We start from the raw sequence: 23,446 nt of genomic DNA, 5'->3' as shown, positions 1-23,446 counted from the left end.
CATCAGCTAATGGTTGACGTTGACAATGCAACGTAAGTGACCAGCGTCGATCATGAACCCCTGCCCGGCAGTCGCAACCGTGCCGCGGGGCGCGAAACCGAGTTCGACAACGACGGGTGTCAGTTCGAGATCCAGCTCACGTTGGCCATCTGCCGTGAGTGCCCGCACAGGCCCCACCCCGAAGCAAAGGCGCCCCGGTTAACGACACGCATGCGCTCCACAGACGGGAAGGTTTTCCCGCGACCGGGACGCGATGTGATGCATGTCACTGACACTTGCAGGTACACAGCCGTTCCGCTCGCCGGGGCTGCCGGGACAACAAAAAGCCGACCTGACATCGCACGTCAGGTCGGCTCAGGGCGAAATAGGGTCACCCGGCGACGGGCTTGGACACCTCGTATGGCGCAGCACCGAGTTCCGGCACCGCCTCGAACCCGCGTTGCCGGGCTCGAGCGACGTCCTTGCGGATCAGGGCGTTGAGCCCGACGAAGGTGGCCATGTCCAGAACCATCGGCGTCAACAGCCGGTTGTGGACGAAGCCGATCGCCAATCCGCTGGACGGGTCCGCCCAGCCCACCGATCCGCCCAGCCCGACGTGGCCGAACCCCGGCATCACCCCGAAGGGCACGGAGTGGTAACCGAGGTAGAAGCCGAGTGGGACGCCCAGGTTCCGGTCCGGCCGTAACCCGGGCGGACCGGTCAGACCTGCGACGGTGCGCTCCGATAGGTATTCCGTGCCGAGCAGCCGGCCGCGGTTGGCGATCGCGCCGTACATTCTGCCCAGCCCACGTGCGGTGGCGACGCCGTTGACAGCAGGTGCTTCCGAATCCAGGAACGGGGTTTCACCCTGGACCAGCGACATCACCCCGGGGAAGTACATCGATCCGAATACGCCGGAGAATTTCAAGGCCGCGACCCGCGGTGCCACGAAGTCGAAGAGGTGGTTGGGCCATTTCCCTTGCGGCCCCAGGATCTGGGCTGCCCGGGTGGGGGCATCAGCGGGCGGACGTCCCAGATGCAAGCCGTCGGTTCCCAGCGGTTCGGCCAACTCGATGCGGAAAAGTTCACGCATGCCCTGCCCGGTCACGGCGCGGGCCAGGCCCGACAGCAGCCAGCCGTAGGTCAGCGCGTGATAGGCGGACTTCCCGAACAGCAGCGAATTCACGGAAGCGGCGGCCACCCGGGCCTCCATCGCACGATGGTCCAGCAGATCAGCTTTGCTCACACCGTTCAGCTGCGACAGTCCGGCTTCATGCGCCATCACCTGCCGAACCGTGACCTCGGATTTACCGTTGACCCCGAACTCAGGCCAGTACGCGCACACCGGGCTGTCGTACTCGATCAGGCCGCGGTCGACGAGGCGATGGATGACCGTCGAGGCCATCCCCTTGGTCGCCGAGAACACCATCGCGCCGGTGTCGGCAGTCCAATGTTGGGTGCCTGCACGATCGGAGTACCCGGTCCAGACGTCGACAAGTGGCACGCCATCCAGGTAGATCGCCAGCGCGCCGCCCCCGTACTTGCGGCCCGGGAACAGTTTCGAGAAGCCGCGCACCGTGCAGGAAAAGTTTCGGTCCGCAGCACCTTGGACGCCGTGTGGGAGCGCCGCGTCGCGCGCCGGATTGTGATCGGTCACACAGTCGAATTTACCTGGAGTCACAGCAAATTATTCAAGTGTTACCTACCTGTTAGCCAAGCATCGCGGCGGCAGGTCACGTGCGGTGCTTGGCCGCCAGCACCGCATCCCTCATCGTTTCGCCTCGGCCGCGTCGAGAATCTCCTGGGCCGCCAGTGCCGGGGTGAGTTCGCCCTCACGCACCCGGTGTTCCACCTCGGCACGGATACCGCGTACCCCTGGATGCGACAGCACCCGATCCAGCACCGCGTCGCGCACCATCGACCAGGTCCAGTCCACCTGCTGAGCACGGCGGCGAGCCTCGAACTCGCCCGCCTCGGTGAGCACCTCGCGGTGCTTGTTCACCGTCTCCCAGAGCTCGGACAGCCCCTGGCCCTCGATCGCGCTCATCGTGAGAACCGGTGGCCGCCAGAGTGTTTCACGCGGATAGATCAGCCGGATGGCGCCGGTCAGCTCACGTGCGGCCTGCTTGGCCTCGATCGCGTGCTCTCCGTCCGCCTTGTTCACGACGATGACGTCGGCCAGCTCGAGCACACCCTTCTTGATGCCCTGCAACTGATCGCCGGTACGCGCAAGGGTGAGAAAGACGAAGGTGTCCACCATGTGCGACACCGTCACCTCAGACTGGCCCACCCCGACCGTCTCGACCAGGATGACGTCGTAACCCGCTGCCTCCAGCAACACGATGGTCTCGCGGGTGGCCTTGGCCACCCCACCGAGCGTTCCAGAGGTCGGTGACGGCCGGATGTAGGCGTCGGGATGCACTGCCAGGCGGGCCATCCGGGTCTTGTCACCCAGGATCGAACCGCCGGTGCGGGTCGACGAGGGGTCCACGGCCAGCACCGCCACCCGGTGACCGGCCTCGATCAGGAACATGCCGAGCGCTTCGATCGTCGTCGACTTACCGACCCCCGGCACGCCGGTGATACCGATGTGTTGGGCTTTGCCGGCGTCGGGCATCAGTTCCAGCAGCAACTGCTGAGCCTGATCACGATGGTCGGCCCGGGTGGACTCGACCATGGTGATGGCCCGGGCCAGGGCAGCGCGGTCACCGCCCCGGATCGCGGCCGCGAGCTCGGTAACTGAGAGCGCCACGGCTAGCTCAGCTGGTAACCGAGCCGCTGGGCCAACTTCTGCAACAAGCCGACCGCGGCATCGGCGATCACGGTGCCCGGCGGGAAGATCGCGTTGGCCCCCGCCTCATACAGCTCATCGAAGTCCCCGGGCGGGATCACGCCACCGACGACGATCATGATGTCGGGACGGCCCACCTCGGCCAGCGCGTCCCGCAGCGCGGGCACCAGAGTGAGATGTCCGGCGGCCAGTGACGACACCCCCACCACATGCACGTCGTTGTCGGCGGCCTGCCGGGCCACCTCCTCCGGCGTGGAGAACAGCGAGCCCACGTCGACGTCGAAACCGATGTCGGCGAACGCGGTGGCGATCACCTTCTGCCCGCGGTCGTGCCCGTCCTGGCCCATCTTGGCCACCAGGATGCGGGGCCGGCGGCCGTCGGCCTCGGCGAACTTGCCCACGAGCTCGGTCGCCTTGGAAAGCGGAGTGATGTTCCCGGCTCCAATCTCATCGCGGTAGACGCCCGAAATCGTACGGATCTCGGCCTGATGGCGTCCGTATACCTTCTCCAGGGCGTCGGAGATCTCACCGAGGGTGGCCTTGGCCCGGGCGGCGTTGATGGCCAGCGCCAGCAGGTTGTTGCCCAGACCGTCGTCGCCCGCGGCCCCGGTCGCCTCGGCGGCGCGGCTCAACTCGGCCAGTGCGGCCTGCGTCGCCGACTCGTCACGGTCGGCCCGCAGCTGCTGCAACTTGGCCAGCTGCTCGGCCCGCACGCGACTGTTCTCGACCTTGAGGACCTCGATCTCCTGGTCCTCTTCCACCTGGTACTTGTTGACGCCGATCAGCGGCTGGGCGCCGGAGTCGATCCGAGCCTGGGTGCGAGCAGCGGCCTCTTCGATGCGCAGCTTGGGGATGCCGTCGCTGATGGCCTGGGCCATGCCGCCGTGCTCGTTGACCTCGTGGATGTGAGCCCGCGCCTTGTCGGCCAACTGATGCGTGAGCCACTCGACGTAGTACGAACCGCCCCACGGGTCGATCGGCCGGGTGGTACCGGACTCCTGCTGCAGCAGCAGCTGGGTGTTGCGGGCAATGCGCGCGGAGAAATCGGTGGGCAGCGCCAGCGCCTCGTCGAGCGCGTTGGTGTGCAGCGACTGGGTGTGGCCCTGGGTGGCGGCCATGGCCTCGATGCACGTGCGCGCGACGTTGTTGAACACGTCCTGCGCGGTCAGCGACCAGCCCGAGGTCTGCGAGTGCGTGCGCAACGACAACGACTTCTCGCTCTTGGGGTCGAACTGGGCCACCAGCTCGCTCCATAGCAGGCGCCCGGCCCGCAGCTTGGCCACCTCCATGAAGAAGTTCATGCCGATGCCCCAGAAGAAGCTCAACCGCGGCGCGAACTTGTCGATGTCCAGCCCGGCGTCGAGGCCGGCCTTGATGTACTCGACACCGTCGGCCAGCGTGTAAGCCAGCTCCAGATCCGCTGTGGCACCGGCCTCTTGGATGTGGTAGCCCGAGATCGAGATCGAGTTGAACTTCGGCATCTTGGCGCTGGTGTAGGCGAAGATGTCCGAGATGATCCGCATCGACGGCTTGGGCGGGTAGATGTAGGTGTTGCGGACCATGAACTCTTTGAGGATGTCGTTCTGGATGGTCCCGGCCAGCTTCTCCGGCGGCACCCCCTGCTCCTCGGCCGCGACGACGTAGAGCGCCAGGATCGGCAGCACCGCGCCGTTCATCGTCATCGACACACTGACCGACGACAGGTCGATCCCGTCGAACAGCTGGCGCATGTCGAGGATCGAATCGATGGCCACACCGGCCATTCCGACGTCACCCTGTACGCGCGGATGGTCTGAGTCGTAGCCGCGGTGGGTGGCCAGATCAAAAGCCACCGAAAGGCCCTTCTGGCCGGCGGCCAGGTTGCGCCGGTAGAACGCATTGGATTCCGCGGCGGTGGAGAATCCGGCGTACTGGCGGATGGTCCACGGCTGGTTGACGTACATGGTCGGGTACGGCCCGCGCACGAACGGCGGTGCCCCGGGGAAGGTGTCGAGCGGATAGCCCGCCTCGGCCGCCGCGTCTCGGTCAGCTGCGATGTACACCGGCTTGACGTCGATGCCCTCGGGCGTGGCCCACGTCAGTTGTTCCGGGGCGTACCCGTGTGCGGCGGCTGCTGCGGCGACGTGCTGCTCGACGGCGTCCGGGGTGGCCGGCTGCGCCTGCGCGTCACCCTTGAGCGGTACGTCGGCGAAACTACGGATCTCTGATCCTGTTGTGGCAGTCATGTCAGGCCCCCAGTCCGGTGAGCAGGTTCGACAGTGCTTCGACCGCGTCGATCTTGGCGGTCAGATATCCGTCGGGTTTCGAATCGGCTTCGGCCACAGCCTTTTCCGGGCCGGCCAGCAGCACCTGCCGGACACCGGCCGCGCGGGCGGCGGCCACCGCATCGGAGGCCTCGGCCCCGTAGCGGGTGTCGGCACCGCACAGCACCGCCACCGTGGGCGCGCCGGCATCGGCGACCGCCGCGGCGATCGTGGCCGCATCCAGGGGTCCGGGATTGACCGCCTCGATGCCGCCGGAAGCCAACAGGTTCGCGGCGAAGGTGGTGCGGATGTTGTGCTCGGCCAGCGGTCCCAGCGGCAGCAGCAGAACCTTGGGCCGGGATCCGTTGGATGCCAGGAAGGCATCCGAGCGGTCCCGCAGCGACTCGAATCCGGCGGCGTACCGAGCGATCGACGATGCCGAATCGGCCTGCGGGAGCGGCTTTTCGTCGAGGTTGGGGAATTCGTTGACCCCGGTGATCGCGGTGCGACGGTGCGCGATGTCGTCGCTCCGTCGTGCGGCGACCTCGGCAATCTGAGTCGCGATGTAGTCGCGGGCGGCGACGAAACCGCCGCGTGCCTCGATGTCCTGGAAATGCGCCCAGGCCTGTTCGGCGAGCGCAGCGGTCAGGTCCTCGACGAACCACGATCCGCCGGACGGGTCGAGCACCTGTCCGATGTGTGACTCCTCGAGCAGCAGCAGTTGCGTATTGCGGGCGATGCGCCGCGCGAAACTCGTGGAGGTACCTGGAAGTCCGCCGGGGATCGCCGCGTCGAACGGGTGCACCTGGACGGTGTCCGCTCCCCCGACACCCGCTGAGAAGGCGGCCAGCGTGGTACGCAGCATGTTCACCCACGGATCGCGCTGGGTCATCATCGGCAGCGAGGTGACGGCATGAATCCGGGCGGCTCCCGCGTCCGGGGCGCCGACCACTTCGGCGACGCGGGCCCACAACTGGCGTGCCACCCGCAGTTTGGCGATCGTCATGAACTGGTCGTCATCGGCGGCGTAGCGGAAGCTGATCTGGCGCAACGCATCCGGTGTGGCGACCCCGTGATCGCTGAAGATGCGGAGGTAGGCGACGGCTGCGGCGACCGATCCTGCGAGCTCCCAGGCGGCGCTGGCGCCGAGGTTGTGGAAGGCCGGACCGTCGACGGTGATCGCCCGTACCCCGCCGCCGTGCCCGATGAGCTTGGCGACCGTGGCACCCAGATGCGACTCAGTGGTGGCCGGCCGGCCCGAAAGCGGCGCGGTCAACGGGTCGACGCCCAGGTCGATCGACAGGCGCGAACGCTGATCGTCGTCAAGGTTCGCCAGCAGGGGCAGCACCGCGTCAGCGGTGCCGGCCAGGTCGACAACGCCTTCGAAGATGACCGGCACCAGATCGAGGAACACACCGTCGAGCAGACGGTCCAGCTCGGCCAGGTCGATACCGTCCTCGCCACCGACTCGGACCGCCAGCGCGCTGGCTCCCTCGGTCAGGGCCACCAGCACCGCGCCGTTGACGGTGCCCACGGCCGAACCGGCAACGGCCGGGAAACTTTCGACGACCTTCCAGCCGGACTTCACGTCGCGAAGGGCGTCACCGCCACGCACAAAGGGCCACTGCCCGGGAAGCGCGGTCTCGGGCCGGGCGTCCAGGCTGGTGTACAGCGGCCGAATCGGGAAGCCCTCGTACGTCTGCGAATCCAGCAGGCGTTCCGGTTCGGCCGGCAGATCCGCCGCGTCACGCCGGCTGCTCTTGGCCAGCACGCCGGCGACCGCCGTCCGCCATTTCTGGCGGTCCGCTTCGACCGCACTAGTCCCCTGTAATGACACCCGCATCTCCTGTTATCGCAGCGTGTGACCTACCCACTGGCCATCAGGCTAAATGATCGCCATCACGGCCCTGACCGCCGGGCAGCAGACTCACGGCGCTGCCGGACGGTGTTCGGTGGCCGCGGCCCGTACTCTGGTAAGACGTGAAACCCGTCGTCAGAACCCTGCGCGTAGTGCGCGCCGCGGTGATCGCGACGGCTTCCCAGTTGCCACCACGGCGCATCGTCGGCCTGTTGGCCGGCATTGTGATTCTCGTCGCAGTCGCCGTGCTCGTCCCGCTGCCCACCGCCATGCAGATGCGGGATTGGGCCACCTCGGTCGGACCGTGGTTCCCGCTGGCATTCCTCGGCGCGCACATCGTGGTGACGGTCTTTCCGTTCCCCCGTACCGCGTTCACCTTGGCCGCCGGCCTGCTGTTCGGGCCGGTCCTGGGCGTGGCGATCGCGGTGGTGGCGAGTTCGGTCAGCGCGGTGCTGGCATTGTTCCTCATCCGCGCAGCCGGCTGGCAGCTCAATCGCCTGGTGTCGCATCCGCGGATCGACTCACTCGATACCCGGCTGCGCCGACGTGGCTGGCCGGTGGTGCTGTCGATGCGGTTGATACCGGCCGTGCCGTTCTCGGTGCTCAACTATGCGGCGGGCGCGTCGGCCGTGCGGGTCCTGCCCTACACGCTGGCAACCGTCGTCGGACTGTTTCCCGGTACGGCGGCCGTCGTCATCCTCGGCGACGCCCTGACCGGCAACATCAGCCCGGCGCTGTTCCTGGTGTCGCTGAGCACCGCGGCGCTCGGGGTGGCCGGCCTGGTCTACGAGATGCGCCTGCACCGCCGCGAACGTGCGCGTCTGCAGGCCGACACACCGAAATCGGTAGGCATTACGGGCACGCTCAGCGAACCGTGAGCGCCCGCTGCCGCGTCGGCGTGACCTTCGCGGCCCGTGACGAGAGGAGCCAACGAATGAGCGGTATGAGCGCACTGGCCGACATCGGTGCTCGACTGCTCCGCAACCGCCGCCTCGTGCGTGCCCCGATCTGGCTCTACCGGATCCGCGCCGGGGCGCTGCTCGGATCGCGGGTGATGATGCTCGAACACATCGGCCGCACCTCCGGGCAACGGCGCTATGTGGTGCTCGAAGTCGTGGACCGGCCGAATCCCGACACCATCATCGTGGCGTCCGGTTTCGGCACAAAAGCCCAGTGGTACCGCAACATTGCCGCTGATCCCCACGTCCGGGTGTGGCTCGGCAGCCATCCACCGGTCGCGGCCATCGCCCATCCACTCGACCAACACGGCGTCGACCGCGTCCTGGCCGATTACCGCAGACGCCATGCCAAGACCTGGGATCAGTTCAAGCTTGTGCTCGAGCAGACGCTCGGCCAACCGATCACCGACACCGATTCCCCGCTGCCGATGGTGGAGATCGCGCTACAGCGCCGTCGTTGACGGCCTCACTGTGCGCGGTGCGCACCGCCGGGAAGCTCGTGGGACGGCGGGTTCTCCAACGACGCCTGTGATGAGGGGGCGCCCAGCGGCGGTGTGCTCGCCCGCGCCTCGGCCTCGGCCTTGGCCACGGCTTCGGCGATCGCCGGATCGGTGTCCGTGGAGAACCACTCGGCGACCTCGTCGGTGTCGTCCTCGGGCTTGGGCAGATTCTCCTCGACCGGCGAGGGCGTGTACCGGAACACCCCGTCCTCGCCGGGAGCCCCGAGCAACTTGGTGAAGCCCTGCAACGCCGCACCGAAGTCGCTGGGAACCAGCCAGACCTTGTTCGCCTCGCCCTTGGCCATCTGCGGCAGCGTCTGCAGGTACTGATACGCCAGCATCTCCGGGGTCGGCCGGCCCGCCTTGATCGCCGCGAACGTCTTCTCGATGGCCTTGGCCTGGCCCTGAGCCTGTAGGTACTGTGCGGCCCGCTCGCCCTGGGCCCGCAGCATCCGCGACTGCCGGTCGGCCTCGGCGGCCAGGATCGCTGCCTGCTTGGCACCCTCGGCCGCCAGGATCTGCGACTGCTTCTGTCCCTCGGCCTGCTTGATCGACGACTCTCGCACACCTTCGGCGGTCAGGATCATGGCCCGCTTCTCGCGGTCGGCCTTCATCTGCTTTTCCATCGACTCCTGGATCGACGGGGGCGGGTCGATGCTGCGCAACTCCACCCGGGCCACCCGCAGGCCCCACCGCCCGGTCGCCTCGTCGAGCACACCCCGCAGCTGCTGGTTGATCGAATCGCGGGAAGTCAACGTCTGTTCGAGGGTCATGCCGCCGACCACGTTGCGCAGCGTGGTGGTGGTCAGCTGCTCCACGCCGACGATGTAGTTGCTGATCTCATACACCGCCGCCTGCGGGTTGGTGACCCGGAAATAGACGACGGTGTCGATGGCCAGGGTCAGGTTGTCCTCGGTGATCACTCCCTGCGGCGGGAACGACACCACCCGCTCGCGCAGATCCACCCGCGCCCGGATGCGGTCGATGAACGGCACGAGGAGGGTCAGCTGACCGCTGACGGTCCGGCTGTACCGGCCCAGCCGTTCGATCACCGCGGCCTCGGCCTGAGGAATGAGCGCAACCGATTTGGCCACGATGATGATCGCGAAGACCACCAGCACGAGCAGCACGATGAGCCCGGCTACGGCACCTTCCATGGCGATTCCCTCCCTGGGTCCTACGTCGTTTTGAAGACCACCGCGGTGGCGCCGTCGATTCGCACGACGGTCACATGGTCACCCGGTTCGTACACATCATCGTCATTGAGCGGTCGCGCCGTCCAGACCTCGCCGTCGAGCTTGACCTGGCCGCCGTGCTCGGCCACCCGGTCCAGCACCAGAGCGGACTTGCCCTCCAGCGCCTTGACCGGGTCGGGAAGCCCCTGGCCCGCTTCGAAACGCCGTCGCAGCGCGGGCCGGACCAGCACCAGCAACAGCACCGACACCACGAGGAACACCACGCCGTCGGCCCAGATCGGCAGGTCGAACAGCCAACTCGAACCGGTTGCCGCCAGCGCACCACCGGCCAGCATGAGCAGGAACATGTCGCCGGTCAGCGCCTCGGCTCCGGCAAGTCCCAGCGCCACGATGAGCCAGATCAGCGGTGCCGCCATGGACCCACCCTAGCGAATACCGCCTCACCGGCGACCGGCAATTACACTGCCAACATCATGTGGTGTCCAAGTGCAACGCTCTCGATGTGGGTCAACGCCTGGCTCGCCGGCGCGGCCGCGCCCGACGACGTGCTCGACGCGTTATCCCAATGGGCACCAATACATTCTGTGACCGCCTACGACTCGCAGGCGGCGGTCCGCACCGGCCTGCCCTGGCCCGAATTGGAGGACTCGGGTTCGGTGTCGTTGCTGCAGACCCTGCGCACCGCGGTCGGCCGATCCGGTACCAGACCCTCCATCAGGGTGGCCTTGCCCGTCCCCGGTGACGTACGCGGACTGCCCGCAGGCACCCAATTCCAGCGGGACGCCCTCACCGTCGGCGAAGCAGTACTGGTCACCCACGACGAATTGGACGGCGTCGGCCTGGTGCCGGAGTTCGAGTACTTCGAATTCGATGACCCGGAAACCGAATCCACCTTCGAGCCCGAGCCGCGGGCACTGTCGTGGACGGTGTACTCCCTTCCAGTACTCCCGCCGGCACAGCACTACGATTTGGGCGAGGCCGAGTACGAATTGCGCTCGGCAGTACGCTCGGCTGCCGACACCCTGGGCGCGTTGCAAGCCGGCGCCGCGGCCGATGTCGACGATCCGCGCGGCCTGGTGCGCGACATCATGGAAGCCACCCAGATGCACCGGATCCCCGACCACGCTCCCACCCGCGCGGTGCGGGTGCTGGAGACTGCTGCCCACGTGGACGCGATCATCACCGTGAGCACCGGGCTGATGCCGATCGGCCTGCAAAGCTCCTCCGAGCTCCAGATTGCCGGCGACGCCATGCGACCACTGGCGCTGGTGGTCCGCTCGGCACGGTTGGCCGCACTTGAGGCGATCCTGCAATCCGCTTGGCGTGACTGAGTTCTGGGCCCGAGCAGTCGAGTCAGGACACGGTGCCGCAGCACTCCGGTGCGCACGGAGCGCCGTTGACGCTGAATCCGTAACCGGCCACCGGATCGGGGCCTGCGACACGCAGCGGCGTTGCGCCGCTGCGCAGTTCATCGATCAACCCGGCGGCCAGCCGGGCGAAACGCACGTCGGCGTTGGGAGTGCCGGCCCGAGCGAAAGCGATGCCGGCCTGCTCCGCCTGCAGCCGCAGCTCGTAGTCGAGGTCCCAGACGACCTCAATGTGGTCGGCCACAAAACCGATCGGACAAACGATCACCGCCCGGGTTCCCTTTTGTCCCAGCGTGGTGAGGTGATCGGCGACATCGGGCTCCAGCCACGGGATCCGGGGCGGACCCGACCGCGACTGCCACACCTGGTCGTAGTCCGCGTAGCCTGCTGCCGCGGCCACCAGTCGGGTCGCGTAACCGACCTGCCGGCTGTAGAGCCGTGGGCCGTGCCGCTCGTCGGCGGCGATCGGCACCGAGTGCGCGGTGAATACCAGCCGGGCCTCGTTGCGTAGCTCCTCGGGCAACGAGGCGGCCGCGGCGCCGATGGCGTCGGCGAACATTTCCACGAACAACGGATGGTCGAAATACTGTCGTAGCTTGACCAGTTCCGGGGCGTCAGCGCCCACCGCGGCCCGTGCCCGAGCGATGTCCTCGACATATTGTGTGCAGCTGGAATAGCCACCCCAGGCCGATGTGGTGAACACAGCTGCGCGCCGAATACCGTTGTCGCGCATCGCCGCAACAGTGTCTTCGACGTAGGGTTCCCAGTTGCGGTTACCGAAATAGACGGGGAGGTCGGGCAATTCACCCCGCAACTGCTCGATCAGTGCCCGGTTGATGCCATTGATCGGCGATACCCCACCGAAATGCAGGTAATGCTCCGCCACATCGGCCAACCGCTCGGCCGGGATGCCGCGCCCCCTGGTCACGTTCTCCAGGAACGGCATCACCTGCTCCGGCGCCTCCGGGCCCCCGAAGGACAGGAGCAGGACGGCATCGAAGCCTGTTTCATCGCCGGCCATCATCTCGCCTCCCTCATACCTCGAAACCGCATTCCAGCAGTACTTGTGCAGGTGCACACCGGCCGGAATGCGGTTTCGACGAAGAAATCACAGCAACTGCGTGCTGGCGCCACCGTCGGCGTAGACGATGGTGCCGGTGGTGGCAGGCAGCCAATCGGACAGCAACGCACACACGGTCTTGGCGACCGGCGTCGGATCCTTCATGTTCCAGCCGATCGGCGCACGCTGATCCCAGCCTTCCTCCAGCAGCTGCATCTGCTGGCCGGCCTCGTCACCCAGCGCACCGCCGACGATCGCGCTCATCGCCAGGGTCCGGATCGGCCCGGCGGCAACGAGATTGGAGCGCACACCGAACTTTCCGGCCTCGCGGGCCACGAAGCGGTTGACCGACTCGAGTGCGCTCTTGGCCACCGTCATCCAGTTGTAGGCCGGCATCGCCCGCGTGGGGTCGAAGTCCATGCCGACGATGCCGCCGCCTTCGTTCATGATCGGCAGCAGCGCCTTGGCCAGTGAGGCGTAGGAGTAGGCCGAGATGTGGATGCCCTTGGCGACATCCTCATACGGAGCGTCGAAGAACGGGTTGACGCCCATGCCGCTCTGCGGCATGAACCCGATGGAGTGCACCACACCGTCGAGTTTGTTGCCCTCGCCGATCACCTCGGTCACCCGGTCGGCGAGCGTGGCCAGGTGCTTCTCGTCTTGCACGTCCAGCTCCAGCAGCGGCGCCTTGTTCGGCAACCGGTCGGCGATGCGCTGGATCAGCTTCATCCGGTCGAACCCGGTGAGCACCAGTTCGGCACCGGCCTCCTGGGCCACCTTGGCGATGTGGAATGCGATCGACGAATCGGTGATGATCCCGGTTACGAGAATGCGCTTGCCTTCGAGCAAACCTGCCATCAGTGGGACTCCTTCTTCACAGAAATTTGGGGAAAGGTTCGGTACACCAAGGCTTCTGGATCAGTGACCCATGCCCATGCCGCCGTCGACCGGGATCACGGCGCCGGCGATATAGCCGGCGTCCTCAGAGGCCAGGAAGCTCACCGCCCCGGCCACCTCCTCGGCGGTGCCGACGCGCTTGGCCGGGATGAAATCCAGAGCGCCGGCCTGGATCCGCTCATCGAGGGCACGGGTCATCTCGGTGTCGATATAACCGGGCGCGACGACGTTCGCGGTGACCCCGGCCTTGGACAGTTCCCGGGAGATCGAGCGGGCCATGCCGATCAGGCCGGCCTTGGCGGCGGCGTAGTTGGCCTGGTTGCCGATGCCCCACATGCCCGAGACCGATCCGATGAAGATGATCCTGCCGAAACGCTTGCGCTGCATGCTGCGCGAGGCCCGCTGCGCCACTCGGAAGGCCCCGGTCAGATTGGCGTTGATGACGTTCTCGAAGCGCTCCTCGGTCATCCGCATCAAAAACGCGTCCTGGGAGATACCGGCGTTGGACACCAGCACCTCCACCGGCCCCTGGTGCTCCTCGACCTCTTTGAACGCGCGGTCGACGGCCTCGTTGTCGGTGACGTCGCACACCACGCCGAACAGTCCGTCGGGGGCGCCGGAGCCACGGTGGGTGACGGCCACCTTGTGACCGTCGGCGGCCAACCGCTGCGCGATCGCCAGACCGATACCCCGGTTACCACCGGTGACCAGTACGGAACGGGAGACGAACGCCGGTCGACCGCCGGCTTCTGCGGGGGCACTTTCAGTGGCGACAGTGTCACTCATGCCCGTCAACTTATCTCCTCACCGGCAGGGTCTGAAAATCGCATCGCTCGTGGTGACCGCGGTCCGCCGGCCCGGGATCGACGGCTAACCAGGCAGTCTGCGGTTGATCACCAGGGCCGCCACCCCCGCGACCGCCAGCACCAACGCGCCCAGCCGCAGCCAGCCGAGGCTGGCGTCGCCCTTGATGGTCTCGTAGCCGATCTGCTGCTGCAGCGAGGTGAACACCTGCTTGAGCTGCTCCAAGCTGGACGCAGTGAAGGCGTCACCACCGGACAGTTTGGCGATCTTGTCGAGCATCTCGTCGTCGACCGGAACCGGCTGCCGCTGATCGTTGATCTCGACGTAGCCGTACGGGGTTCCGAAGGACACCGTGGAGATCGGGACACCCTGGTCCTTGGCCGTGCGCGCCGCGGTGTAGGCGCCCTTGGGGTTGTCCGGGTTGGACGGCACGGTCTCCTTGCCGTCGGACATCAGCACGATGCGCGCGGGAGGCTTCTCGTCACCGCCGCCGATCACCGCGCCCACCGTGGCGATCGCCTGCAACGCGGTGAAGATGCCCTCACCGGTGGCGGTGCGATCGGCCAACTGCAGTTTGTCCAGGCCGTTCTTGGTCGCCTCGCGGTTGGTGGTCGGCTGCACCAGCACCGTCGCCGTCCCCGCATAGGCGATCAGACCGAGGTTGATACCCGGTGTGAGCTGATCGGCGAACTGCTTGGCCGCCTCCTGCGCGGCCACCAGCCGGCTCGGCGACACGTCAGTGGCCCGCATCGACTGCGATACGTCGATCACCAGCATCACGACTGCCCGATTGCGTGGGATCCGCACGTCATGCGTGGGACCGGCCATCGCCACCGTCAGGAAGACGAGCGAGATCGCCAGCAGGATTGCCGGAAGATGTCGCCAACGCGTGGGCTGTTTGGGTGCGACGCTCTCCAGCAACTCCATGTTGGCGAACCGCAGGATCCGCTGCTTACGCGCGCGCTGCACCACGACGTAGTAAGCGATCAGGCCTGCCACCACGAACAGGAACAGGAACCACCACGCGTGCGCGAAGCCCGACAGGCTCATCGGACCGAGTATCGGTAAAGTCATGTGCTAGAAGTCATTTCGGTTTGGTTGCTGATCAGGCATTCGTCTACCGCTGGCCGGCCAGGGCACCCCGCCGCCGATTCGCCACAAACCGCACCACGTCGGCGATCCAGTCACGGTCGGTGCGTAGGCTCAACAACGGTGCGTCGCATCGCCGCAACGTGCGGGCAACCTCGGCGCGGTGCGCCGCAGCGGCCCGCTCGAAATCGCTGCGCAACTGTTCGTCGATGGTGAACTCACGGGTGGCCCCGGTCTCGGTGTCCTGCAGCACCACATCGCCGACGGCGGGCAGTTCCACGTCGCGCGGATCCAGGACCTCGATGCCGAGCACCTCATGCCGACCGGAGATCGCCCGCAACGGCCGCATCCAGTTGATCGGCCCGAGGAAGTCGCTGATGATCACCGCCATGCCGCGGCGCCGCTCCGGCCGCCGCAGGGCGTCGATCGCGGCGGCCAGGTCACCGCGGACGCCGACCGGCGCCCGTGGGGTGGTCGCAATCGCCCGCAACAGTTCCTGCTCGTGCACTCGGCCACTCAGCGCCGGTACGCGGCGCGTGGTCTCACCGTTGGAGATCACCGCGCCCAGCCGGTTGCCGCCGCCGCTGTTGAGGAAGGCGATGGCGGCCGCGGCGGCCACGGCCAGGTCGCGCTTCTCACAGCCGGTGGTGCCGAAATCCAGGCTCGCCGACATGTCGACCACCAGCCAGGTCTCCAGCTCACGGTCGGCGATCATCTGCCGCACGTGCGGCGTCATCGTCCGCGCCGTCACCGACCAGTCCATGCGCCGGACGTCGTCGCCGGGCTGGTAGATCCGTGAGTCCCCGGGCTCCGAGCCGGGGCCCGGAATCAGACCGAGGTGGTCGCCGTGCAGCACACCGTCGAGCTTGCGCCGCACGGTCAGCTCAAGTTTGCGCAGCGCAGCGCTCAGCGCGGGGTCACGGATCTCACCGCGCTGCAACGACGGCAGGTCCACGGTGCGCCGCGAAGTGGTCACCGACCACCCGCGCCGGCCGCGGCGGGAACGGCGGGCGGAACCGAATGTCCTTGCTGCGGAAGGGCATTCACCTGCGGAAGGGCAACCGTCTGCAGGATCCGGTTGACCACGGTCTCGGCCGAGACTTCGTCGGCCAGTGCGTCGTAGGTGAGCACCAGACGGTGCCGCAGAACGTCGGGGATGACCTCGACGACGTCCTGCGGGATGACGTAGTCCCGCCCACGCACCAGGGCCAGCGCCCGCGCTGCCGAGATGATGCCCAGCGAGGCACGCGGCGAGGCGCCGTAGGCGATCCAGGCCTTGGCGTCGGGCATGCCGAACTTCTCCGGCTCACGGGTCGCGGTGACGATCCGCACCACGTAGTCGACCAGCGCGTGGTGCACAAAGGTGTTGGCGGCGAGCTCCTGGAGCCGCAACAGATCGCCGGTGTCCAGGATCTGCTTGGGCTCCGGCGGCTTGACGCCCATCCGGTAGATGATCTCGCGCTCTTCTTCCGGCGACGGGTAGTCGACGTTGAGTTTGAACAGGAAGCGGTCGCGCTGGGCTTCCGGCAGCGCGTAGACGCCCTCCTGCTCGATCGGGTTCTGCGTCGCCATCACCAAGAACGGGCTGGGCAGCGGGAAGGTCTTGCCGCCGATCGAGATCTTTCGCTCGGCCATCACCTCCAGCAGCGCCGACTGCACCTTGGCGGGCGCGCGGTTGATCTCGTCGGCGAGCAGGAAGTTGACCACGACCGGGCCCAGCTCGATGTCGAAATCTTCCTTGCCCTGGCGGTAGATGCGGGTACCGATGATGTCGGTAGGCACCAGGTCGGGCGTGAACTGGATGCGGGCGAACGTGCCGCCGACCACCTTGGCGAACGTCTCGACGGCCAGCGTCTTGGCCACGCCGGGGACACCCTCAAGCAGGACGTGACCTTTGGCGAGCAGACCGACGAGCATGCGCTCGACGAGCTGGTCCTGGCCGACGATGATCCGCTTCACCTCGAAGATGGCGCGTTCCAAGGTGTGCACCTCGGCCTGCAGACTTCCGTTGGTCGCGCCCTGCGGCGCGGCCGGCGCAGCGTGGGAGCCCGTTGACCCGGGCGGGAAGCCCGGCGCCGGGCTCGAACCGGGATAGCCTCCGGCGCCCTGCGGCGGTCCACTCGGTGACGTCATCAACTTCCTCCCACGGTGTTCGACTACATAACGCTGGTCATGCTCGTTGCTCTGTAGGCACACGGGTGCCCGCCGTCAACTATTCCAGGCACTTCGAGATCCGTCGACGCTGCCCGGAAGAGTTCAGCTTCCGCTCAGGATTCGACGATGCGTGCGGCATAGGGCTGAATGCCCGCGGTGCGTACGGGGCTTACGGTCACCTTGCCCGCGCTGCCCGACGCCTCGAGCATCTTCCCGCCACCGAGGTACATCGCCACATGTTGGCTGCCGCCGGGACCCCAGAACAACAGGTCACCACGTTTGGCCTGGGCCACCGGCACCTTGCGGCCGGTGTTGTACTGGTCGCCGGAGTACTTGGGGATCAGCACCCCCACCCCGGCGTACGCGAACTGAGTCAGCCCCGAACAGTCGAAGCCGACAGTGTTGGCACCGGACTCGATACCCTTGGTCGGTCCGCTGGGCTTACCGCCGCCCCAGGAGTACGGCACTCCCATCTGCGATCCGCCCCGACGGATCGCGTACTCGATGGCCTGCGGGCCCCGGACACTGCCGACCGCCACGCTGGCCGGTTCATCCTTGACCAGCCCGAGGCTGGCCAGGAACTTGTGCCCCAAACCCATGGTCACCTGGGTGGCCTGCGCTGTCGCGGCCAGCGACGCGTTCGCGATGGCCAGCGGATCCCCCGGTGCGCCCGCGCTGATCAGCTTCGGCAGCGTCGGATCCCATCCGTCATCTGGTGCGGCATTGGCCGGCGCCACGAGACCGATCGCCGCAAATGCGATTGCGGCGATCAGGGTCAGGCAACGTAAGGCGAAGAAGCGCAAGGTATTCCCATCAGTATTCGATGTAGCGGACGACGTACGGCGTCATCCCGCTGGTCCGGACCGGCGAGATCTTGACGTGCGAACCCGTATAGGGCGCCTCGAGCATTTGGCCGTTGCCCAGGTAGAGCGTCACGTGCTGGCTGCCGCCGGGGCCATAGAAGATCACGTCGCCGCGGCGCATCTGCGAGGACGGAATCTTGCGGCCGGCGTTGTACTGCGAGCCCGAATAATGCGGCAGTTTGATACCGACACCGGCGAACGCGTAAAGGATCAGACCCGAGCAGTCGAAGCCGACGGTGTTGGCGCCCGAGTCGATACCGCGGCTCGGGCCCGCCGCGTTGCCGCCGCCCCAGGAATACGGCACACCCATCTGGGAGCCGGCCCGCTGGATGACGTACTCGGCGGCCTGTCGGCCGTACACCCGCGGGATCGCCCCGTTGGTGTAGCCGGTCGGCGTCGGCAGAATCCCCAGCTTCTGCAGGAACTGGCGACCCATGTTCTGGGTCACCTGGGCCGAGGTCGCCGAAATCCCGAGAACGGTGTTGATGATCGCGATCGGGTCGCCGCTGACGAAGGCACTGGGAATCGCCGGCAGCGTGGGATCCCATGCGGTGTCCCAGTTTTGACCCGATTGGACGGGCGCGCCAGGTTGACGATCCCAATTGCCCGCTGCCGCCTGCGGCGGTGGCGCCGACGTGGCCGGCCCGGTCGAGGCCGAGGCCTTCTGCACCTGGGCGAGTTGCGCTTGCGCGGAGGCACGCTCGGCGGTCAACCGGTTCAGCTCACCCTGCTGAGAGTTGAACGTCTCCTGAGCCTGGCGTAGCGCGTCGACGGCGTTGTCCTGGCTGGTCTGCGCGTTGAGCGTGGCCTGATCGGCGTTCTGCTTGGCCAACCGTGCCGCCGACTCCCGGTTCACCTGTTCGATGCGGGCCCGTTGCAGATCGGCGATCACCTTGTCGGCGCTGGCAATCAGGGTCTGGCCGGTGGCGGCCGTGTTGACGATGTCGGAGGGATCCGAGGCGGTCAGATACGAACTCGACGGTCCGTTGACGTACGTCGCGGCGGCGAAGGTGTCGAATCGTTTCTGCGCCTGGTCGATGGCCACGTTGGCGTCGGTGATCGCCTGTTGGCTGGCCTCGACCTCCTGTTGCGCGGTCGCGGCGGCGTCGCGGGCGTCCTGGACTTCGACGATCGCCTTGTTGACGGCTTCCTGCTGGGTCTGAATGGCGGCACCCAACTCCTGCAGCTTCTGGTCTGCGTTGGCCACCGCCGCCACGAGCGTTGCCAGCTGATCGGACCCGCCCGGTTCAGCGGACGCCGGGGCACCGCCCGACACCGCCGTCGCCACCAGCAACGCAGCGGTCAGCGGCACAGCCCAGATCCGACCGAATACTTTCGCGACAACAGAGCCATCCGCTCCTCGCGTGCGCAGAGACTGTTTTGCTCCTCGCGTGCGCGGGACGCCAACGGTGCGTCTCATTCGACTCAAGTCTCCTATGGCTCAACGGGCGGCGTACCGGCTGATTGCTCGGAGCCTTTGCGCAGAAGTCACATGAAGCACAACTACAACAATGGGTACCGTTTGCACCGTACGTCACATCTGACGCCAAAGAAACTTTAGTCACAAACTACATTTATGTAATTGCGCAGAGTGTGACCAATTAGTGATATTGAGCGTTATTTCGAACGAATGTTCGAGCGACTACGAAGATTCAGCGGACGGTGCGCCCGACGCCTCTGACCGGGCGAATCGTTTGCTACGCACCTGCAAAACCCGGGTGAGAGCAGCCGCTGCGGCAACACCCAAGACGAGCGTGATCGCGAGCGCTGTCCAGGGAAAATCGGGAGTCGAGATCTCCCCCACGAAATTCTTCGCCGACAACACGGCATTACCGGTTTTCGCCACATCCTGACCGGCTTCCAAAGTCACCCGATCGATTGTCGGACTGTAGGTACCGGCAAAAGACGGGCTCAACACCAGGACGGTGGCACCCGGGTTCGCGTGCCCGACCTCGCTGGCGATGTCACGCAGCGGGGTATCGATGCCGGGGTTGTTCGGCAACACGACGATCTTGAGGTCGACGCCGTTCTGGCGGGCATCACTGACGACCTGACGCAGACCCGCGACGTCGGCGTCGGGCGCACTGACACCGTCATCACGGACGTCGGCCTGCACAGCATCCATGCACTTGGCCACGCCGTCCGGTTGAGCCGGGTCCATCCCAACCGTCTCGCACACCTCGACCGGGATGTAGGCTGGCAGGAACGGGATGACATGGGGTCCGGTCACAGGGGCACGGTACGCCGCAACCGCCCTGCAGGAGAAAGCGGCACGGCAATTGTCACCGCTTCGACCGCCGATCGTCACGCCGGCGTGACGCTCGGTCAGGCCCCCCGGTTTTCTACGCCAAGGTCGTTCGTCGGCCGGGTTGGCGACCCTGACGTAGAAATCGGCGTGGGCCAGGGGTCGGGCCGGGGCTCCTCGACTGCCCCCCGGTTTTCTACGCCAAGGTCGTTCATCGGCCGGGGTGGCGACCCTGACGTAGAAATCGGCGTGGGCCAGGGTTCGGGCCGGGGGGTAGCACCGCGCACACGACTGGAGAAGACTGGACCCCGGCCCGCTGGGCATTGCAGGACAAGCGTACTGTTAAGGTCATAACGCCGCCGACACAGCCCGTCGCGGTGAGATCTAGCCGGGAGTTGATGTGAGCAGCGAGAATACGGAAAATTCGTCCCTTAACTCATTTGGTGCCCGCGACACACTGACCGTCGGGGATCAGAGCTATGAGATCTACCGCCTCGACGCGGTACCCGGCACCGAGAAACTTCCTTACAGCCTCAAGGTGCTGGCCGAGAACCTGTTGCGCACCGAGGACGGTGCCAACATCACCAAAGAGCACATCGAGGCCATCGCGAACTGGGATCCCTCGGCCGAGCCGAGCATCGAGATCCAGTTCACCCCGGCCCGCGTCCTGATGCAGGACTTCACCGGTGTGCCGTGCATCGTCGATCTGGCCACCATGCGCGAGGCCGTGGCCGCCCTCGGCGGCGACCCGAACAAGGTCAACCCACTCTCTCCCGCCGAGATGGTCATCGACCACTCCGTCATCCTCGACGTCTTCGGCAACGCCGGCGCCTTCGAGCGCAACGTCGAACTCGAATACGAGCGCAACTCGGAGCGCTACCAGTTCCTGCGCTGGGGCCAGGGCGCCTTCGACGACTTCAAGGTCGTCCCCCCGGGCACCGGCATCGTGCACCAGGTCAACATCGAGTACCTGGCACGCGTCGTCATGGTCCGCGATGGGAAGGCCTACCCGGACACCTGTGTGGGCACCGACAGCCACACCACCATGGAGAACGGCCTCGGCGTACTCGGCTGGGGCGTCGGCGGTATCGAGGCCGAGGCGGCCATGTTGGGCCAGCCCGTCTCGATGCTGATCCCCCGCGTCGTCGGCTTCAAGCTGAGCGGTGAGATCAAGCCGGGCGTGACCGCCACCGACGTGGTGCTCACCGTCACCGACATGCTGCGCAAGCACGGCGTGGTCGGAAAGTTCGTGGAGTTCTACGGCAAGGGTGTGGCCGAGGTGCCCTTGGCCAACCGCGCCACGCTGGGCAACATGAGCCCTGAATTCGGCTCCACCGCAGCCATTTTCCCGATCGACGAGGAGACCATCAACTACCTGCGGCTGACCGGCCGCACCGAGGAGCAGTTGGCCCTGGTCGAGGCGTACGCCAAGGCGCAGGGCATGTGGCACAACCCGGACAAGGAGCCGGTCTTCTCCGAGTACCTGGAGCTGGACCTGTCCACCGTGGTGCCCTCGATCTCGGGCCCGAAGCGTCCGCAGGACCGCATCGAGTTGTCCGACGCAAAGAACGCCTTCCGCAAGGACATCCACAACTACGTCGAGGAGAACCTGCCGGCCCCGGAGACCAAGCTCGACGAGGCTGTCGACGAGTCCTTCCCGGCCAGCGACCCCGTGTCGCTGTCCTTCGCCGACGACGGTGCGGTAGATGTGCGTCCGTCGGCGGCCAACGGCGCCGAGGGCCGGCCGTCGAAGCCGATAACGGTCAAGTCCGAGGAGCGCGGTGACTTCGTGCTCGACCACGGTGCCGTCGTCGTCGCCGGAATCACCTCGTGCACCAACACCTCCAACCCCTCGGTCATGATCGGCGCCGCGCTGCTGGCGAAGAAGGCGGTCGAGAAGGGCCTGACCTCCAAGCCGTGGGTCAAGACCAACATGGCCCCGGGCTCGCAGGTGGTCACCGACTACTACAACAAGGCCGGGCTCTGGCCGTACCTGGAGAAGCTGGGCTACTACCTGGGCGGCTACGGCTGCACCACCTGCATCGGCAACACCGGTCCGCTGCCGGACGAGATCTCCAAGGCCATCAACGACAACGACCTGTCGGTCACCGCGGTGCTCTCGGGCAACCGCAACTTCGAAGGCCGCATCTCCCCCGACGTGAAGATGAACTACCTGGCGTCCCCGCCGTTGGTCATCGCCTACGGCATCGCCGGCACCATGGACTTCGATTTCGAGACCGACCCGCTCGGACAGGACCAGGACGGCAACGACGTCTTCTTGAAGGACATCTGGCCGTCGGCCGCCGAGATCGAGGAGACCATCGCCTCCTCGATCAACCGCGAGATGTTCTCCGAGTCCTACGCCGACGTGTTCAAGGGCGACGAGCGCTGGCGTTCGCTGTCCACCCCGGAGGGCAACACCTTCGAGTGGGACGACGCCTCCACCTACGTGCGCAAGGCCCCGTATTTCGACGGCATGCCCGCCGAGCCGGAGCCGGTCTCCGACATCAAGGGCGCCAGAGTCCTTGCCCTGCTCGGTGATTCGGTGACCACCGATCACATCAGCCCGGCCGGTTCGATCAAGCCCGGCACTCCCGCGGCGCAGTACCTCGATGCCAACGGCGTGGAGCGCAAGGACTACAACTCGCTGGGGTCGCGGCGCGGCAACCACGAGGTGATGATCCGCGGCACCTTCGCCAACATCCGCCTCAAGAACCAGTTGCTCGACGACGTCTCCGGCGGCTACACCCGTGACTTCACCCAGCCCGGTGGGCCGCAGTCGTTCATCTACGACGCCTCGGTCAACTACAAGGAGGCCGGCATCCCGCTGGTCGTGCTGGGCGGCAAGGAATACGGCTCGGGCAGCTCGCGCGACTGGGCGGCCAAGGGCACGGTGCTGCTGGGTGTGAAGGCCGTCATCACCGAATCGTTCGAGCGCATCCACCGGTCGAACCTGATCGGTATGGGTGTCATCCCGTTGCAGTTCCCCGCGGGTGAATCGGCCGCGAGCCTCAAGCTCGACGGCACCGAGACCTACGACATCACCGGCATCGAGGAGCTCAACAACGGCAAGACCCCGAAGACGGTGAAGGTGACCGCGACGCGCGAGAACGGCGAGAAGGTGGAATTCGACGCCGTGGTCCGCATCGACACCCCCGGCGAGGCCGATTACTACCGCAACGGCGGCATCCTGCAGTATGTGCTGCGCAACATGCTGAAGTCGAAGTAATCCTGACCGGACTGACCGAAGCAGCGCCGGGCGCCGTCGAGGATCTGACGGCGCCGGGCCGCGAGATGGTCGTCCGTCACCCGGGGCATTCAGACCACTCCTCGCGCAAGCGCCGGTCGCGGCGCTGTCCCTTACCTGCTTCGGTCAGTCCGGTCAGGATTACTTCGACTTCAGCATGTTGCGCAGCACATACTGCAGGATGCCGCCGTTGC

Annotated in this window: 19 protein-coding genes and 1 pseudogene; 4 read left to right on the top strand and 16 right to left on the bottom strand. The window is 66.6% G+C overall.

Annotation, left to right across the window (positions count from 1 at the left end; all coding sequences use genetic code 11):
- Window positions 1–370: 370 nt before the first annotated feature.
- The 4 genes from A5699_RS26795 to mutA form a co-directional block, all read right to left on the bottom strand.
- On the bottom strand, window positions 371–1,636 hold the full coding sequence (locus tag A5699_RS26795) for a serine hydrolase domain-containing protein (RefSeq protein ID WP_067776476.1): 1,266 nt from the start codon (window positions 1,634–1,636) through the stop codon (window positions 371–373).
- A 111-nt stretch (window positions 1,637–1,747) separates the two neighbouring features.
- Complete coding sequence (meaB, locus tag A5699_RS26790) at window positions 1,748–2,731, bottom strand: methylmalonyl Co-A mutase-associated GTPase MeaB (RefSeq protein WP_067776473.1); 984 nt, start codon at window positions 2,729–2,731, stop codon at window positions 1,748–1,750.
- Between the two features lie 2 nt (window positions 2,732–2,733).
- Window positions 2,734–4,995: a methylmalonyl-CoA mutase gene (scpA, locus tag A5699_RS26785; RefSeq protein WP_067776471.1), complete on the bottom strand. Its 2,262-nt coding sequence runs from the start codon at window positions 4,993–4,995 to the stop codon at window positions 2,734–2,736.
- Window position 4,996: 1 nt separating this feature from the next.
- Window positions 4,997–6,856 (bottom strand): methylmalonyl-CoA mutase small subunit, encoded by a 1,860-nt coding sequence (mutA, locus tag A5699_RS26780; RefSeq protein ID WP_197508407.1) that lies wholly within the window; start codon window positions 6,854–6,856, stop codon window positions 4,997–4,999.
- Window positions 6,857–6,993: 137 nt separating this feature from the next.
- Here mutA and A5699_RS26775 point away from each other — a divergent pair, with 137 nt between their 5' ends.
- Both A5699_RS26775 and A5699_RS26770 read left to right on the top strand, forming a co-directional pair.
- Complete coding sequence (locus A5699_RS26775; RefSeq protein ID WP_067776467.1) at window positions 6,994–7,749, top strand: TVP38/TMEM64 family protein; 756 nt, start codon at window positions 6,994–6,996, stop codon at window positions 7,747–7,749.
- Between the two features lie 56 nt (window positions 7,750–7,805).
- Window positions 7,806–8,291: a nitroreductase family deazaflavin-dependent oxidoreductase gene (locus A5699_RS26770; protein WP_369806781.1), complete on the top strand. Its 486-nt coding sequence runs from the start codon at window positions 7,806–7,808 to the stop codon at window positions 8,289–8,291.
- Window positions 8,292–8,296: 5 nt separating this feature from the next.
- Here A5699_RS26770 and A5699_RS26765 read toward each other — a convergent pair whose 3' ends face one another.
- Window positions 8,297–9,487 carry an SPFH domain-containing protein gene (locus tag A5699_RS26765; RefSeq protein WP_067776463.1) on the bottom strand — a complete coding sequence of 397 codons (1,191 nt, stop codon included), beginning with the start codon at window positions 9,485–9,487 and terminating at the stop codon, window positions 8,297–8,299.
- A 20-nt stretch (window positions 9,488–9,507) separates the two neighbouring features.
- A complete protein-coding gene (locus tag A5699_RS26760; protein ID WP_067776461.1) occupies window positions 9,508–9,942 on the bottom strand; it encodes an NfeD family protein in 435 nt (144 codons plus the stop codon).
- Window positions 9,943–9,999: 57 nt separating this feature from the next.
- On the opposite strand from A5699_RS26760, the gene A5699_RS26755 reads away from it, so the two are divergent.
- The gene (locus tag A5699_RS26755; RefSeq protein WP_067776458.1) at window positions 10,000–10,857 is read left to right on the top strand and encodes a hypothetical protein; all 858 of its coding nucleotides are present in this window, start codon (window positions 10,000–10,002) and stop codon (window positions 10,855–10,857) included.
- A gap of 22 nt (window positions 10,858–10,879) precedes the next feature.
- Here the strand turns inward: A5699_RS26755 and A5699_RS26750 are convergent, their stop codons facing one another.
- The 9 genes from A5699_RS26750 to A5699_RS26710 form a co-directional block, all read right to left on the bottom strand.
- Window positions 10,880–11,914, bottom strand: a complete 1,035-nt coding sequence (locus A5699_RS26750; protein WP_067776636.1) for a ferrochelatase — start codon at window positions 11,912–11,914, stop codon at window positions 10,880–10,882.
- An 87-nt stretch (window positions 11,915–12,001) separates the two neighbouring features.
- Window positions 12,002–12,811, bottom strand: coding sequence for an NADH-dependent enoyl-ACP reductase InhA (gene inhA / locus A5699_RS26745; protein ID WP_067776455.1), 810 nt, complete (start codon window positions 12,809–12,811; stop codon window positions 12,002–12,004).
- Window positions 12,812–12,871: 60 nt separating this feature from the next.
- Window positions 12,872–13,636, bottom strand: a complete 765-nt coding sequence (fabG1, locus tag A5699_RS26740; protein ID WP_067776451.1) for a 3-oxoacyl-ACP reductase FabG1 — start codon at window positions 13,634–13,636, stop codon at window positions 12,872–12,874.
- An 84-nt stretch (window positions 13,637–13,720) separates the two neighbouring features.
- Window positions 13,721–14,728, bottom strand: coding sequence for a VWA domain-containing protein (locus tag A5699_RS26735; protein WP_067776449.1), 1,008 nt, complete (start codon window positions 14,726–14,728; stop codon window positions 13,721–13,723).
- A 43-nt stretch (window positions 14,729–14,771) separates the two neighbouring features.
- Window positions 14,772–15,719 (bottom strand): DUF58 domain-containing protein, encoded by a 948-nt coding sequence (locus A5699_RS26730; protein ID WP_067776446.1) that lies wholly within the window; start codon window positions 15,717–15,719, stop codon window positions 14,772–14,774.
- The gene (locus A5699_RS26725; protein ID WP_067776443.1) at window positions 15,716–16,876 is read right to left on the bottom strand and encodes a MoxR family ATPase; all 1,161 of its coding nucleotides are present in this window, start codon (window positions 16,874–16,876) and stop codon (window positions 15,716–15,718) included. Before A5699_RS26725 ends, A5699_RS26730 begins: the two co-directional genes overlap by 4 nt.
- Before the next feature lie 134 nt (window positions 16,877–17,010).
- Window positions 17,011–17,700 carry an NlpC/P60 family peptidoglycan endopeptidase RipB gene (gene ripB, locus A5699_RS26720; protein ID WP_067776440.1) on the bottom strand — a complete coding sequence of 230 codons (690 nt, stop codon included), beginning with the start codon at window positions 17,698–17,700 and terminating at the stop codon, window positions 17,011–17,013.
- Window positions 17,701–17,710: 10 nt separating this feature from the next.
- Window positions 17,711–19,072, bottom strand: coding sequence for an NlpC/P60 family peptidoglycan endopeptidase RipA (gene ripA, locus A5699_RS26715; protein WP_231965847.1), 1,362 nt, complete (start codon window positions 19,070–19,072; stop codon window positions 17,711–17,713).
- Window positions 19,073–19,402: 330 nt separating this feature from the next.
- Window positions 19,403–19,990: a DUF6676 family protein gene (locus A5699_RS26710; protein WP_067776437.1), complete on the bottom strand. Its 588-nt coding sequence runs from the start codon at window positions 19,988–19,990 to the stop codon at window positions 19,403–19,405.
- Between the two features lie 415 nt (window positions 19,991–20,405).
- Here A5699_RS26710 and A5699_RS26705 point away from each other — a divergent pair, with 415 nt between their 5' ends.
- Entirely contained in the window at window positions 20,406–23,234 is a 2,829-nt protein-coding gene (locus A5699_RS26705; protein WP_067776434.1) for an aconitate hydratase, read from the top strand.
- Here the strand turns inward: A5699_RS26705 and A5699_RS29405 are convergent.
- Window positions 23,234–23,323, bottom strand: a pseudogene (locus A5699_RS29405) (TetR family transcriptional regulator); the annotation flags it as partial. The gene A5699_RS26705 and the pseudogene A5699_RS29405 overlap by 1 nt on opposite strands.
- Between the last annotated feature and the right edge of the window lie 123 nt (window positions 23,324–23,446).

It is taken from the genome of Mycobacterium sp. E802 (genome assembly GCF_001666875.1).
In the GTDB taxonomy this organism is placed as follows: Bacteria; Actinomycetota; Actinomycetes; order Mycobacteriales; family Mycobacteriaceae; genus Mycobacterium.
This window is presented reverse-complemented; position numbering and strand designations above follow the sequence as displayed.